Here is a 14,338-nt window from a genome sequence, read left to right as displayed (position 1 = left end):
TATTCACTCTATCAGCTACATAATTAGCTCGATATTTAGCAATATTGTACTATAAACTACTTGCTGATTATAAAATATTTTGACTGGGTTCTAATTCAGCCCATCTCAATCGCTCTTGAATAGACATCCCCTGCAACTTTTTACTCATTTCATATAAATCAACTTGGGGATAATCCCCCTTAAATAGCGGAATCAAAGACTCAATAACGGCAGCGATTCCCTGCGGCGGCACTGCATTGCCAATCTGCCGCCGCACTTCTGTCGTAGAACCTTCAAAAACAAAATCATCGGGAAATGTTTGCAATCTTGCCCTTTCACGGTTTGTCAAAGAACGCGGCTCTAAATAATGATAACCCCAAGTTCCGCCACCTCCACCAGCAATTATTGTCGATGATGGTTTATCTGGATGAATTCGCCGATAAACGTGACTGATCATGCCTTTGACATAGTATGGGCTATCCTTGGGAATATCAGAGAAATTGCCTCCCGGTTTAATTCGATTTAAAATTTCAACGGTGCGGGCTTGAATTTTATGATGTTGGTTATTGTCAAGAACTGCTTCCACATTTTTGAGTGCTTCGCCCGCTGTTCGATATGGATTTTTGCGATTTTGACCGTATTCTGGCTGAGGATGCACAAAGTTAAATCCTGTATCCATCCGAATGCCAATTAATAAGACTCTTTGGCGAAATTGGGGAACTCCGTAATCAGCAAAGTTGTAGAGTTTAGGTTTAACTAAGTAGCCCGGAGCGATACTTTCAAAGTCAGAAATTATTTGTTTTATTGCTTGATAATTATTTGCACTTAATAAACCTTTGACGTTTTCTGCTACAAAAGCTTTGGGCTTTTTTTTGTTGACAAAATCGAGAAAGTATGTATATAAATTGCCTCTGGTTCCTTCAAGTCCGGGGCGCTTCCAAATTAGGGAGAAATCTTGACAGGGGAACCCTCCTATACATATTTCTGCTTCGGGAACTTGTGCAATGTCTATATTTTCTATGCTGTCGTTGACGATGACATCAGCAATGTTTCGGCTGAATGTTTTGCAGGCGTATTTATTGGAGTCGATCGCCCAAACTACCTCAAATCCGGCTTGGTGGAAGGGCAAGTCCATGCCGCCGCAACCAGAAAATAAAGATATGAGTCGCGGTTTTTTTGCCCAGGCGATCGGCTGGAGACGTTCGATTAACATAGGAGTGCAAAGTTAGCCAAGGGCGGGCTGGATGCCCGCACCACAAGAGTGTCATCATACCAAAACCCGATCGAATTCGACTCATCAATTGATATTTCACTCTTCGTCATCTAACTCGATCCCCGCTTGACGCAGTTTTTCGGCCAATTTTTCAGCGCGGAGTCTTTCGCGATCGCCCCGTTCTTCCGACCAAAGCAACAATTCGCCTTCAGGATTCCACCACCTCAACCAACAGCCTGTCCTTCCTTCGTGGGTTCCTTCCCAAACTCCTAAAAACAAGTCTAATCCCGGTATCCAATAACGTCCATTTTCATCAGGTTTTTGCAAGTTGTAGTGCTCTGATTCTAAAGCGTAAACTTCTAAATGAGCTGTTTTGGCTCGGAATATGATGTATCGGGGTACTTTGATTACTTGCTCGTAAAAATACCACTTTCCCACCCGCGAGGTAAACTCTACAGAGTATTCTTCTCCATAGGTTTCTGAAAGAAATTCCATCACGATTTGGGGGATGGTTCCTTCTGTGTGTGGCGTGTAACTACGGCGGACTTGCGAGACATTTTTTGGATTGACGGGTTTCACGTACATCCAATCTGGTGCTTTGCAGATAATACGCTGTTCGTCGCTGCTTGAACCTGGGAAACTTATGCCGGCACACAAGGCAAAGTTGGAAACAATTAAGGCCTCCTGCATTAATTCAGGAAATCCTGTTAGTGGCTGGCGCAAAGCGGCGGCTAATAATGGTTCGCTTTCGTCTTCCACTGGGTCGTCTGGTAGTTGAAAATCTTCTGGTAGTAGCGGCCAGGTGATTGTGAGTTGTGTTTCATAATTTTTAGTGGCTACAGACATAGTTTATCAGAGGTTAAATGTTTTAATGTTTAAATTATATCTCTTGGTTTTTCGGATTCATGTTAATGGCTTAATGACGAGGCAGATCCTCTGGATATGCGTTACCGGGCAGAGCCTGGTAACGAGGAAACCGACCGTTTCTTTTGTTTGTATCGAAGTCTAGATCCCCCCTAGCCCCCCTTAATAAGGGGGGGACAAGAGTGCCGTCAAAGCCATTCTCAATCAGGGGGGACAAGAGTGCCGTCAAAGTCCCCCTGATTAAGGGGGATTTAGGGGGTCTAGACTGGGCTAAAACCGAGAGTTCTAAGGGTTGTTAATTTTCTGCTGTAGCTCGTTTGTCATTGCTAGTAGTTCAGATTGGGCGATCGCACTTTGTTCACCACTCGCCAACCACTTCAATTGTACCGTCTCGTTTTCAGCTTCCGCATCTCCCAAAACTAAACACGCAACTGCACCGCTTCTGTCGGCTCTTTTAAACTGTTTCCCGAAAGCACTAGCACTCAAATCTATCTCGACACTAAACCCCACACTTCGCAATTTTTGAGCTAACAATACCGATTGCTGTTCAGCTTTTTCGCCCCTAGATACAAAATAGAAATCTAACTTCGGCGCGGGCAAAGGTTGTAACTTTTGCAGCAGGATAATCAACCTTTCGATACCCATTGCCCAACCGACTGCCGCCGTATCTGGGCCGCCCAATTCCTTGACTAAACCGTCGTATCTGCCGCCTCCGCAAACTGTTGCTTGCGCTCCCAAATCGTCGGAGATAATTTCAAATGCGGTGTAGGTATAGTAATCTAAACCGCGCACTAATCTGGGATTTAACTGATAGCTAATTCCTAAATTTGTGAGCATAAGCTGCACTTGCTCGAAGTGCGATCGCGATTCCTCTCCCAAATATTCTAAAATACTCGGCGCACCAGCTACAATTTCTTGAGTACGCTGATTTTTGCTGTCCAAAATCCGCAGCGGGTTTCGAGTCAAGCGGTCTTGGGAATCGGCGTCTAATTCGTCTTTGTGCGGTGTAAAATAATCTATCAAAGCTTGCCGGTAATTTTGTCTGTCTTGCTTATTTCCGACAGAATTAATATCGAGGCGCAAATTTTTTAAACCGAGGGTTTGCAGGATGTCGCAGGCGATCGCAATTACTTCGACATCCGCACGAGGATTCGCACTCCCCAAGACTTCCACGCCAATTTGATTAAACTGCCGCTGTCTTCCCTCTTGCGCGCGTTCGTAGCGAAACATCGGCCCCGCATACCACAAACGCTGCACGTCTCCCGCCGCGTACAAACTGTTTTGAATAAAAGCTCGAACTACTCCGGCTGTGCCTTCTGGTCGCAAAGTAGTCGATCGATCGCCCTTATCCTTAAAAGTGTACATTTCTTTGCCCACAACATCGGTAGCTTCGCCGATGCCGCGTTCAAATAAAGATGTCTGTTCAAAAATTGGCGTCCGAATTTCTCGATAAGCCGCTTTTTTTAAAATGGTTCTAGCGACTTCTTCTATATTTTGCCAATATTGAATTTCAGCGGGCAAAATATCCCGCGTTCCCGGTAAAGTTTTAATTGCACTCATTTTGTTAGTCAGTAGTCATTAGTCAGTAGTCATTAGTCATTAGTCATTAGTCAGTAGTCATTAGTCATTAGTCATTAGTTAACAGTCAACAGTTAGCAGTCAACAATTACCAATAACTAATGACTTAATAATTCCCACGCTCCGTAACGATCGCCATAATAAGCCAAAATGCGATCGACCCGCTCGCGACCTGCCAAATCGAACCCTTCAGGATACTGTATCCACAAACCCCCAACTTGGCTGTCGTAGTAATCAAACCGCTGCGACTGCTGCGGAATTAAACCGGTTTGCACCCCTTCAACTTGACGCAAATGGGTCGCCACTTCGCGATACACCGCCAGCGGCAATCCAGGGCTTTGAATTTGATAGCGGAGTTGTTTTTCTTGTGCCGTTTGCATCATTTCTTTGCCTGTTTCCAACCAAAATCCCTACTTAAGATACTTCTTTATCGATCGGCCGCGGTAGAGGACAGCAGTTAATATTGTCCAAACATACCTTTCCCCACTGCAACGCCCAGCGTACAAGTGTAACTCGATTGTCAGCCCGCGTCTTGTTCAAGATATTGCTAATGTGGTTGTCAACTGTACGCTTGCTAATCTCTAACTTTTCGGCGATTTTCTCATTAGTCAATCCCGCTGCTACTAACTCTACCACTTGCAATTCTCTGTCCGACAGGGTGACAGGGGTTCCAGAGACAATCCCACTCATAAATTTTTCCTATGTCTGCATATTTACCTATCTACAATTCTAAAGGATGAGGGATCAAGTATGAAGAGAAAATTAAATTTGCTGTGCTACTTTTTCGGGCCAGAAGCACCAACTCGCTTGCAGAATCGCCACGAGTGCAAACCCAGCGCGCACAAGGCAAGACGGGCAGCCACCACTGCTTGTGCGTCGGGTGGCGGATGCTGCCTTTACCTACCTCCATCTGAGATCCGGACCCAACCTGCAGATGTTGGCGCGTAAAACAACTAACTGATACCCCCGCACTATATTTGAGCCTTTAGGGAGTAACTGCCAATATCAGTAAGTCTGATATTATAGGAGCAGCCATAAAAAAATAGCTTGCAATTTTCCTGGGATGGGTTAAAAATCATTATTGACCTGTCTACTGCTTGTCTAAAATCTCCAATCTCAAATCTCAAATTTCTATGACTTATCCTCGCGTTCTGTGTCTGGGTGAAGTTTTATTTGATTGTTTAGCAGACAAACCAGGAGTATCTCTCGAAGAGGTAGAATCTTGGACTGCATATCCCGGCGGTGCTCCTGCTAATGTTGCCTGTGCTTTGGTTAAATTGGGGACGGCGGCGGGATTTATCGGTGCTGTAGGTGGGGATGAATTGGGGAATTCCCTAGTGCAGGTGTTGCAAGAAGTAGGGGTTGATATTGCTGGATTGCAGCGACATCCAAGTGCGCCGACGCGACAAGTTTATGTCTTGCGAAATGAAGTGGGCGATCGATCTTTTGCCGGTTTTGGCAAATTTGATACTGCGGATTTTGCTGACACCCGCCTCCTCGCTGCACAACTACCCGAAGTGCTGTTTGAAAATGCCGAATATTTAGTGCTAGGCACTTTAGAATTAGCTTATCCTGAAAGTCGAGAGGCGATCATCCGAGCGATCGAACTAGCAGAACAGTACGACGTTAAAATTATACTTGACATCAATTGGCGTCCCGTGTTTTGGCCAAATCCAGACGAAGCAAAAGCGCGCATTAGAAAAATATTAAAAAAAGTTGATTTTGTCAAGTTATCTGAGGAAGAAGCCGAATGGTTGTTTGACACTACCGACGCTGGAGCTATTACCTACCGTCTCGATTCTGTAGAAGGCGTTTTGGTGACAGCAGGCGAGAAAGGTTGCGCTTATTGTATCTCTGAAAATGAAGGAAAAATCCCCGCATTTACAGTAGATGTTGAGGATACAACAGGTGCAGGCGACGCATTTCTGGCTGGTTTTGTGCGACAGTTGTGCAAGCAGGGAATTAAGAATTTAGCCGATCCAAAAATAGCCCAAACAATTGTAACTTATGCCAGTGCGGTAGGTGCGATGACAGCGATGAAACCCGGGGCCATTAGAGCTCAACCTACTGGGGCTGAAGTAGAAGCTTTCTTGTATTTGTACAAAAATTAGGGCCGCAAACCTATCAGCCTGGAAACGAAGAGGGGGCTAAATTTAGTTCAAAAACTAGGTTTTTCATAAAAAAATAACTTTTATACTAAATCCGCCTTAAAAATCTCTCCTAGCGGAGAGAAACTAAGAAATTAAGGGGTATTGAAGCTAGATTTGGTATTAGAGGTTTTATTGTGTCCAATTAACGGCACATCAGATGAATTCTAATTTGGCGCAAGATTAACTCTAACGGCTGCGAAGCATCTATGATAATTGCATCTTCAGGTTCTTCGAGACTGTCTAACTGACTTAACAGCAAATCTGCTTTCATGTAGTGATTTTCGCGAGTTTTTAACCTTGTGGCTAATAGCTGAAAAGAACATTTTAGATAAACTATCTTCATTCGCTTGTGGTCTCGGTAGAGCATTTCGCGGTAAGATGTTTTTAAAGCAGAACAAGCCAAAACCACATTTTTATTTTCTAACAGCCACCTGTCTATTGTAGCTTGCAATTGTAATAGCCAAGGAAGGCGATCAGCATCTTCTAAAGGAATGCCCCGACTCATTTTATCGATATTAGCTGATGGGTGAAAATCGTCGGCATCGCTGAAATCCCAATTGAGAGATTGCGCCAGCAACTTGCCAACAGTTGTTTTCCCAGAACCTGAGACTCCCATCACGATCGTAATCATGGCATCTATTTACCGAATACTTGCAATTTTATCAAGTTGTGCGATCGACAAACCGGGTTTCTTAAGTTGCCGGATGAATTCTACCACCCTAAAAAAATCAATAAACCCGGTTTATTTTTGATTCTCGATCAAATTTCTTCCATAGTGGGTTTAATGAGATTATAAGCCAAAACGCCGATAATTCCACCAATCACTGGGAATACAATAAACGCCCACAACTGTTGGATTGCCCATCCGCCTTGAAAAAGTGCAACACCGATACTTCTAGCTGGGTTAACTGAAGTATTAGTTATGGGAATTCCGACTAAGTGAATCAACACCAGCATCAAGCCGATGGGAATTCCACCAAAACCGACTGGATATTTGGGATGGGTAGTACCCATGATTGTAAATAACAGAAAAGCAGTCAGTACAATTTCCGTCAAAGCTGCTGCCAAAAGTCCGTAACCAGTGGGAGAATGTTCTCCAAAACCGTTAGATGCAAATCCCGAAGCTGCCGCATCAAAACCTGGTTTTCCTGATGCTATCATATACAAAACAAGACCGCCTAGAATTCCCCCTACAATCTGACCTCCTATATAATAAGGAAGCAAAACAGCATCGATCAGTTTGGCAACTACTAAACCGATGCTTACCGCCGGATTAATGTGGCATCCAGAGATAGGGCCGATGGTATAAGCCATGATTAAGAGGGATAGACCAAAGGCGATCGAAACTCCCAAAAAACCGATTTTGTCTCCAGCTAAAACCGCACTGCCACATCCACCTAATACCAACACAAAAGTACCAAAAGCTTCAGCAACCCCAATCTTTATTTTTTTGTTCATACTTACAATTTGCGGAAGTTTCTAATCGGTCAATTTCGCACTCATACGAGTTCTAAGTATAAAAATTAAAACTCGTATTTGTTTCATTTAGCACAAAAATACTAATGAAAATTATTAGCAGCGTATAGCTCTAATAATTTTCATAAATTGTATGGGCTTGACTGAGAATGCGGAATTTGGAATCGATAAATTAGCTCAAAGATACTCTATTATGTAAAAAATGTCAACAGCTAGCTAATTATTCGTCTAAATTGTGCAATTTTCTGTATTCAATCTGTATTCAATTCACAATAATTAACTTGACTTTTTTCCTAATTCTGCGATCGTAATTTTACTTATTGTTGCTGATTATCCGATCGCACTTGCAGCTAAAACATCACTGCTAACCGGCTGGTACATCGGGCCTTTGAAGGGTCGAAAGCCTTGCTGGCAATCGGCAGTAATCTTGCACAGCAAGCGGAACTTTAGGGGTGTTGGGGGTTGATTCAGACGATCGACTTCTACGCGAACCAATTCTGGATGCTGCGAAATAATTTCAAAAAGATCATCCACCAGATAGCGCTGACAATAGCCGACAATCCAGTGATCTTTAGTACACAGAAGCAGACGGGAAGGGCGCGGATGTTGAAATTCGTGGGCTAAATACAAAAGTTCGCCCACTTGAAGCCGATTAATCCGTTCAATTGCCGACTTGGAAAGGTATCGCAGTCCATCTGCAAAAAAATGGATACAGTAACGTCCATTTTCATCTGGTTCGGGACAAGGGAACACCTCAAATTTATCAGTTGCCCGTTTGCCTCCGCTGCGCGCCAATAAAGCAATTGGGTCATGTTCGTGTTCAGGGATATTCAACCATTGTACAAATTCAGGGTACTCAGGGCGCGATCGCGCCATCACTCGATTAGAAAACAACGAAAACAGTTTCTGTGAAGTGTAAACATTATTGAAATTCGGGAAAGATGGCAAAGGCAGAAACCCGCACTTAAGTTTAGCTTCTCGAACACCATTTGTATAATTGAACTGGTATTCTTTGCCGTTAAATGTCAACCGACCAATCGGAAACCAAGAACCGCTGTCCGGGGTTTGCCAAGCCAAAAATAGTGTTTTCAAAGCAAATCTCCTGTCACTTAAACTAGGTAATGCACCTTATCTTTACTCTTAATTAATAAGAATTTTTTGCAATTTTTGCCGAGTTTTACCGTCGATTATCTCTTTGCCAACATTGGGTTGGCTGACATTCACTCGGACAAAATCAATACCGTCTTTTTCGGTAAACTTCCGATCGCCATCCGAGTCTTTTCTAATAGTGAGAAAAATTCCGCCGCTCTTTTCATCAAATACCCAACTCATTAACTGGGTATCGGGCGGAGTTATTGCCTGAAGCGATTTGCCTCCCAAGTTAGATAAATATCCAATAATTGCGTCCGCCCTGTCAAGTTTGCCATCAGCATTTGTATCGCTATCTATGATGTGAAATAACAGCAACTGATTCTGAGGCTTGCTGGATGCTTTGTTGGATCGATTTTGCTTTGGTTGATTTGTTTGTACATTTTCCTGGCTTGGATTTTCTGGTTCTTGTTTACCTAACAAATATTCAAATTTGGAGATTAACGCTGGTCTGTTTAATAAAATATTAGACTCTCCGCTACTTTTGTTATAAAAAATCATATTATAACCAACTATTCCGCTACCCCTAGACTCTTCATAAGAATCGTATAGTGGTGAGACAGTGGGAAATCCCGCTTGTTTTTCATCGCCAGATAAAGTAACGGGAATCATCATATATTCTGATTCATAGTCAAATATCAAATCGCCGTAACCAACCTGCAATTTTGGCTTTTCTTCAACCTTTTCTGCTTGAGTTATTGCCGTAGTTGAGCTGCATGATAGGGCAACCGCTAACAGGAGAAATGCGGCAGACATCTTGCGTAAGATCTGATGAGTCACCATAATTTTTCACATTTGATATAGATAGTTATTTTGATTTTATTCTAGTTATCGCGTCTACATCATTCATACAGATTTGTAGGGGTAGTGCCAAGAGTGCCTACCCCCGATATGGGCGCAACCACGGGGGGATTGCCCCTACCTTATAGGAATTCGCGCGGATCTGTGACGTGCCCAGTCAGCGCCGAAGCGGCGGCCGTGTAAGGCGAAGCTAGATAAACTTGCGCTTCTTTATTTCCCATCCGGCCGGGGAAATTGCGGTTAGTTGTAGATACACAAATTTCGGGTTCATTCATCCGCCCAAAAGTATCTTTCGGGCCGCCCAAACAAGCGGCGCAAGAAGGGGCAGCAGGTTCGATGCAACCGGCAGCTAAGAAGATTTCCGAAAGCGTTTGACCATCGTATTTTGTGACAAACAAATCTTCGTAAACTTTCTGAGTTGCTGGTACTAAATAAGTCGGAACTTTGACTTGATTTCCTTTGAGAATGCGGGCGGCATTCAGGAAGTCGGAGGTTTTGCCACCGGTGCAGGAACCGATGTAAACTCGATCGATCTTGACATCGCGGCAGTTGCGGGCTAAGTCGCGGTTGTCGGGAGAGTGGGGTTTGGCGACGACTGGTTCTAATTTGCTGACATCGTAGGTGCGATCGCTATAAAATTTAGCATCCCCATCGCTGTAAAATGAATCGAAGGGTTTGTCAGTCCGCGAAGTAACGTAATCAAACGTAGTTTTGTCTGGCGCAACCGTGCCGTTTTTACCACCAGCTTCAATCACCATATTGCACAGCGTCATCCGTTCTTCCATCGTCAAACGCTCAACTGTATCGCCCGCAAATTCCATCGTCCGGTAGTTAGCACCGGCCACGCTAATATCACCAATAATCTGCAAAATTAGGTCTTTTGCTAACAAATAATCCGGCAGTTCGCCGTTGAACACAAAGCGCATGGTTGCGGGAACTTTGATTAACAGTTTGCCGGTTCCCATGATAAAAGCCGCGTCTGTATTCCCGATACCGGTGGCAAATTGTCCGAAAGCGCCGGCATTGCAGGTGTGGGAATCGGTGCCGAACAGCACTTCGCCCGGTCTGGTGTGGCCTTCTTGTGCTAAGGCGATGTGGCAAACTCCTTTGTAGTCGGGATTTGCTTTGAAGTCCGATCGATCCGTGATGTCGTAAAAGTATTTTATCCCTTGTTCGGCGGCAAAATCGCGGAGAATATCGACGTTGCGGTTAGCGCGTTCGTCGTTGGTGAAAATGTAGTGGTCGGGAATGAGGACGATTTTGTCTGGGTTCCAGACTTTAGCATTCTCACCGAATTCGCGTTTGAAAACGCCGATGGTGCCGGGCCCGCAGACATCGTGGGTCATCAACACGTCTGTTTCTACCCAGATATTTTCTCCGGGCTCGACTTTAGTGCGGCCTGATGCTTTGGCTAATATTTTTTCGGTCAGAGTCATTCCCATAGTGCGATCGCTGTTTTTTATTAGATGCTACAAGTGTATTGTAAGCGAAACATTCTATTAAAATTGAAATTATCAGGTCTCAAAAATCGGGAGTAAGGACTATGACCTTGCTGACGTTACCCCTAAAAGTTAATCTCGATCGCGTTCAATTTACCGATGAGCAGTTTTATCAACTCTGTCTCAGCAATCCTGAATTGACGATCGAGCGCGATGCTGAAGGAAGATTAATTGTTATGTCTCCAGTTGGCGGTGATAGGGGTAGTCGCGAGATGGATCTCGGCGGTGAGGTTTATATTTGGAATCGCGAAACCCAACTAGGTAAGGTGTTTAGTTCTTCCACGCTATTCAAATTGCCCAGTGGAGGATCTCGCTCTCCTGATGTAGCATGGGTGGAATTGTCTCGCTGGGGAGCACTCACTCCAGAACAACGACAGAAATTTCCCCCCATAGCGCCGGATTTTGTCATTGAACTGCGTGAAGCGAAGCTATCCCGTAGGGAATCGCGATCGGACAATCTGCAAACCTTGCAAGATAAAATGATGGAATACCTACAAAGTGGGGTGCGGTTGGGTTGGTTGTTTAATCCACAAAATCAGCAGGTAGAAATTTATCGACAGGGACAACCAAAAGAGGTTCGCTCTTTACCAACACAACTTTCTGGAGAAGATGTTTTACCTGGATTTGTGCTGGAAGTTCCATTATTTACCGATTGAACTATAAGAGGCAATCGCAGTGATGTTGCCAACATTTGGCGGCTCGTCTATAGCAGTTCTCAGGGATCTCGCGCTTTGGGGAGCAATTCTTTCATGATTGCCGGAGCAGTGGCAGAACCCAGCACCATTGCTGCCATGATTGTTGCAGGATTGGGATTGTTGGTCGTCAAAATTAAGAGGCGATCGCTCTTAATTAAATGATAGTTTTACCAGACCCGATTGCCGATCACGCTTGGGTGTTATAACGAACCGCGAAGACGCGAAGTCGGATGCTATAATTATGGATATAAAAAATTTAAATGTTCTCCTGGAATTTGGCTCAACTCTTCGGGAGTTCCAGTTAGTTTGAGTTCACCCCGATCGAGCAGTACAATCACATCAGCCCGCTGAATGACTCGGGGACGGTGGCTGATTAAAATTGTCGTTTTGCCCTGACGATCGGCTAATAATCGATCGAGCACTTCAGTTTCAGTTGCGGGATCGAGGGTTCCTGTAGATTCATCTAAAATCAACACAGGCGGTTCGGTGACAAGGGCGCGGGCGATCGCCAATCTTTGCCTTTGTCCGCCAGAAAGATTCGCGCCAAACTCGCCCAAAACAGTCTGATACGTGTCGGGAAGTCCGCTGACAAAATCGTCGGCACCGGCAATTTGGCAAGCTTTTACTATTTGTTCTAAAGTCGCGCTAGGGTAACAAAAGCGGAAATTCTCGACAATCGATCGGCTCCAAAAGTGAGCTTCCTGCGGCACGAGCACGACTTGTTCGCGCAGGCATTCTAGGGACAAATCGGATTGATTGTACTGTCCGAAGCGGATATTGCCGGATTGCAGTGCATACAAACCGGCAAGCAGTTTTGCTAGCGTACTTTTGCCGCAGCCGGATTTGCCAATCAAAGCTGTCACCTTGCCGCCGGGAATTGTTAGGGAAAAGTCTTTCAGCAAATCCACGCGGCCGATGTGGTGGAAGTTGAGGTTTTTGCAAGTAATATCGGCATCAGCGGGAATGTCGGCACGATCGCGCGGGGCGTTCTCCCCCATTTCTGGCGCGGTGTCGATGATGTCGCCGAGACGCTGGGTAGCAGTTTGAGCGCGGGCGAACTCGTCCGTCAAGTTGATGGCGGTGCTAATTAGGGCGGTGAAGTTGCGGTTCATGCCGTTGAATGCCAGCAGTTGACCGACGGTGAGTTCTTGGCGAATTACCAGAATGCTGCCAAAACAGAGGACGGCAAGGGAACCGACGCCGGAGGCCAGAGTAGAGAAGACGCTATTGAGGATGCTGATTTGTAACAAGCCGAAGGTGGCATTTGCCAGATGACCGAAGCGACTTTGCACTTCTTCCCAAGCTTGAGGCGCGGCATTGTTGGTTTTTAAAGTCAGGGCGCCTTTGAAATTCTCAACTAACAGGCCTTGGTTTTCCGCATCTGTGACCAAAACGTCGCGGGTTTTCTGTTGCAGGGCTGGCAGGAAGATTAGGGCTGACAGAGTTGTGAAAAACGAGACGGCGACGGCAGCGACAGTCAGTTGCCAGCTATAGACCAGCATAAATCCCAGGGATACTAGGGCGATGAAGAATTGGCTGGGCAGGCTGGTTACTACCTGGGAGACTAGGAGATTGATTTCCCGGATGTCCCGCAGGCGGCTGACAATTTCGCCGCTGCGGTGCGATTCGTAGTAGCTGAGAGGAAGCCGCAGGATTTGGCGGCCGAATTCGAGTGCGAGTCCTAGTTCCAAACGTTGAGCTAAGTGAGCTACTAGATTCGCCTGAACTAGGCTTAGGAGGCTGCTGAAGAGGAGTGTGGCGGCGGTGGCGATCGCGATCGTAATTAGCAGTTCCGTGTCTCTCCGCACCAATACGTCGTCGGTGAGTACCTGAATCAGCAGCGGGAAAGCCAGAGAAAGCAGGCCGATCGCCATGTTCAGCGGCAAAACTTCGGCAACTAAGCCGCGGTAGTGCCAGACGCGCTGCAAAAAGCGCCCAAATCCCCCTATTCGGTCATTTGGCAGTGCGTAAAAACGGTTCTCGTCCGGCACTAGCAGCAGCATCACTCCATTGTTCCAAGACTCTGTGAGTGCCTCGCGGGTGAGGTAGCGCAGGCCTGCACCGGGATCGGCAACTACATACTTTTTGCCCCGGCGGCCGTAGAGGACAACCCAGTGAACGCCTTTCCAGTGAATGATCGCGGGCAGCGGGGCTTCGTTGAGGCGATCGATCAATTCGGGTGTCGCTTTGACGGAACGGGCGTTAAATCCCAAAGCTTCTGCCCCGCGGCGCAATCCCAGCAGCGTTGTGCCTAATTGTCCGGTACCGACGGCTTCGCGGACGCGGTTGATGGCCAACGTGCGCCCGCAGGATTTGGCAACGGTGGCGAGACACGCGGCACCGCAGTCTTCTTCGCTGTGTTGGAGAACGATCGGATATTTCATAACAAGTTAGAAGCTTACAGGCTTATTTCCTCTGTTGATTTTTCGTTTTTCTGGGTCTTTTGCGCCTAGAACGCTTGATGATTAGACATCTCCAAAAACTATTTTGGGGAGTAGGGTGAGGCCATTAGTGTCAACTTAATGTCAAACGTAGTACCGGTCTGCTGTTTGACTATTAGGGTTCGATCCCCCCTAGCCCCCCTTAAGAAGGGGGGGACAAGAGTTTTATCAAAGTCCCCCTTCTTAAGGGGGATTTAGGGGGATCTAGACTCGGCTATAAGCGAAATCTATCAAAGATTTTAGGCTTAAGTTGACACCAATGGGGTGAGGCACCCTGCCGGCTCTTGACTAGCATTTCAGTTCTATGTATATTCAGAGATTTTAGTCGCCTATCGCCCTATCAAACGTAAAATTAAATAAACCGTAAAGTTTCACTATTAGGACTTACGCATAAACTCTCTCTGTAGGGCGAAACACACCGCACCTTATCGCTACCAATAGTGTTGGAAGGCTGTTTTTACGTAATTTCTAACTATCAAACAGAAAGATAGTT

15 protein-coding genes are annotated in these 14,338 nt (G+C 45.6%); 3 read left to right on the top strand and 12 right to left on the bottom strand.

Annotated features, from left to right (window positions below; genetic code table 11):
* Positions 1-67: 67 nt before the first annotated feature.
* The 6 genes from Q5691_RS00920 to Q5691_RS00895 all read right to left on the bottom strand — a co-directional run bounded on the left by Q5691_RS00920 (position 68) and on the right by Q5691_RS00895 (position 4,544).
* On the bottom strand, positions 68-1,192 hold the full coding sequence (locus tag Q5691_RS00920; RefSeq protein WP_333343742.1) for a DNA cytosine methyltransferase: 1,125 nt from the start codon (positions 1,190-1,192) through the stop codon (positions 68-70).
* A 96-nt stretch (positions 1,193-1,288) separates the two neighbouring features.
* Positions 1,289-2,038 (bottom strand): Uma2 family endonuclease, encoded by a 750-nt coding sequence (locus tag Q5691_RS00915; RefSeq protein WP_333343741.1) that lies wholly within the window; start codon positions 2,036-2,038, stop codon positions 1,289-1,291.
* Positions 2,039-2,341: 303 nt separating this feature from the next.
* Positions 2,342-3,616 carry a histidine--tRNA ligase gene (hisS, locus tag Q5691_RS00910; protein ID WP_333343740.1) on the bottom strand — a complete coding sequence of 425 codons (1,275 nt, stop codon included), beginning with the start codon at positions 3,614-3,616 and terminating at the stop codon, positions 2,342-2,344.
* Positions 3,617-3,732: 116 nt separating this feature from the next.
* Positions 3,733-4,014 carry a hypothetical protein gene (locus Q5691_RS00905; RefSeq protein ID WP_333083165.1) on the bottom strand — a complete coding sequence of 94 codons (282 nt, stop codon included), beginning with the start codon at positions 4,012-4,014 and terminating at the stop codon, positions 3,733-3,735.
* A 34-nt stretch (positions 4,015-4,048) separates the two neighbouring features.
* A complete protein-coding gene (locus Q5691_RS00900) occupies positions 4,049-4,324 on the bottom strand; it encodes a photosynthetic electron transport-dependent transcriptional regulator PedR (protein WP_006633901.1) in 276 nt (91 codons plus the stop codon).
* Between the two features lie 31 nt (positions 4,325-4,355).
* Complete coding sequence (locus Q5691_RS00895) at positions 4,356-4,544, bottom strand: hypothetical protein (RefSeq protein WP_333343739.1); 189 nt, start codon at positions 4,542-4,544, stop codon at positions 4,356-4,358.
* 223 nt (positions 4,545-4,767) lie between these two features.
* Between Q5691_RS00895 and Q5691_RS00890 the strand changes: the two genes are divergently transcribed.
* Positions 4,768-5,745: a carbohydrate kinase gene (locus Q5691_RS00890; RefSeq protein ID WP_333210235.1), complete on the top strand. Its 978-nt coding sequence runs from the start codon at positions 4,768-4,770 to the stop codon at positions 5,743-5,745.
* Between the two features lie 181 nt (positions 5,746-5,926).
* Here the strand turns inward: Q5691_RS00890 and Q5691_RS00885 are convergent, their stop codons facing one another.
* From Q5691_RS00885 to Q5691_RS00865, 5 genes are all read right to left on the bottom strand, one after another.
* Positions 5,927-6,415, bottom strand: coding sequence for a gluconokinase (locus Q5691_RS00885; protein ID WP_333210233.1), 489 nt, complete (start codon positions 6,413-6,415; stop codon positions 5,927-5,929).
* 128 nt (positions 6,416-6,543) lie between these two features.
* Entirely contained in the window at positions 6,544-7,242 is a 699-nt protein-coding gene (aqpZ, locus tag Q5691_RS00880) for an aquaporin Z (protein ID WP_333210231.1), read from the bottom strand.
* A 348-nt stretch (positions 7,243-7,590) separates the two neighbouring features.
* Entirely contained in the window at positions 7,591-8,352 is a 762-nt protein-coding gene (locus tag Q5691_RS00875; RefSeq protein WP_333343738.1) for a DNA-binding protein, read from the bottom strand.
* 48 nt (positions 8,353-8,400) lie between these two features.
* Positions 8,401-9,165, bottom strand: coding sequence for a hypothetical protein (locus tag Q5691_RS00870; protein WP_333210227.1), 765 nt, complete (start codon positions 9,163-9,165; stop codon positions 8,401-8,403).
* 167 nt (positions 9,166-9,332) lie between these two features.
* Entirely contained in the window at positions 9,333-10,652 is a 1,320-nt protein-coding gene (locus Q5691_RS00865; protein ID WP_333210226.1) for a 3-isopropylmalate dehydratase large subunit, read from the bottom strand.
* 101 nt (positions 10,653-10,753) lie between these two features.
* On the opposite strand from Q5691_RS00865, the gene Q5691_RS00860 reads away from it, so the two are divergent.
* Both Q5691_RS00860 and Q5691_RS00855 read left to right on the top strand, forming a co-directional pair.
* Positions 10,754-11,365 carry a Uma2 family endonuclease gene (locus tag Q5691_RS00860; RefSeq protein WP_333210224.1) on the top strand — a complete coding sequence of 204 codons (612 nt, stop codon included), beginning with the start codon at positions 10,754-10,756 and terminating at the stop codon, positions 11,363-11,365.
* Between the two features lie 93 nt (positions 11,366-11,458).
* Positions 11,459-11,566, top strand: coding sequence for a PEP-CTERM sorting domain-containing protein (locus tag Q5691_RS00855; RefSeq protein WP_333210223.1), 108 nt, complete (start codon positions 11,459-11,461; stop codon positions 11,564-11,566).
* A 77-nt stretch (positions 11,567-11,643) separates the two neighbouring features.
* Here Q5691_RS00855 and Q5691_RS00850 read toward each other — a convergent pair whose 3' ends face one another.
* Positions 11,644-13,788, bottom strand: coding sequence for a peptidase domain-containing ABC transporter (locus Q5691_RS00850; protein WP_333343737.1), 2,145 nt, complete (start codon positions 13,786-13,788; stop codon positions 11,644-11,646).
* Positions 13,789-14,338: the final 550 nt, after the last annotated feature.

Origin of the sequence: Microcoleus sp. w1-18aA5 (assembly GCF_036701705.1) — a bacterium.
In the GTDB taxonomy this organism is placed as follows: domain Bacteria; phylum Cyanobacteriota; class Cyanobacteriia; order Cyanobacteriales; family Microcoleaceae; genus Microcoleus.
This window is presented reverse-complemented; position numbering and strand designations above follow the sequence as displayed.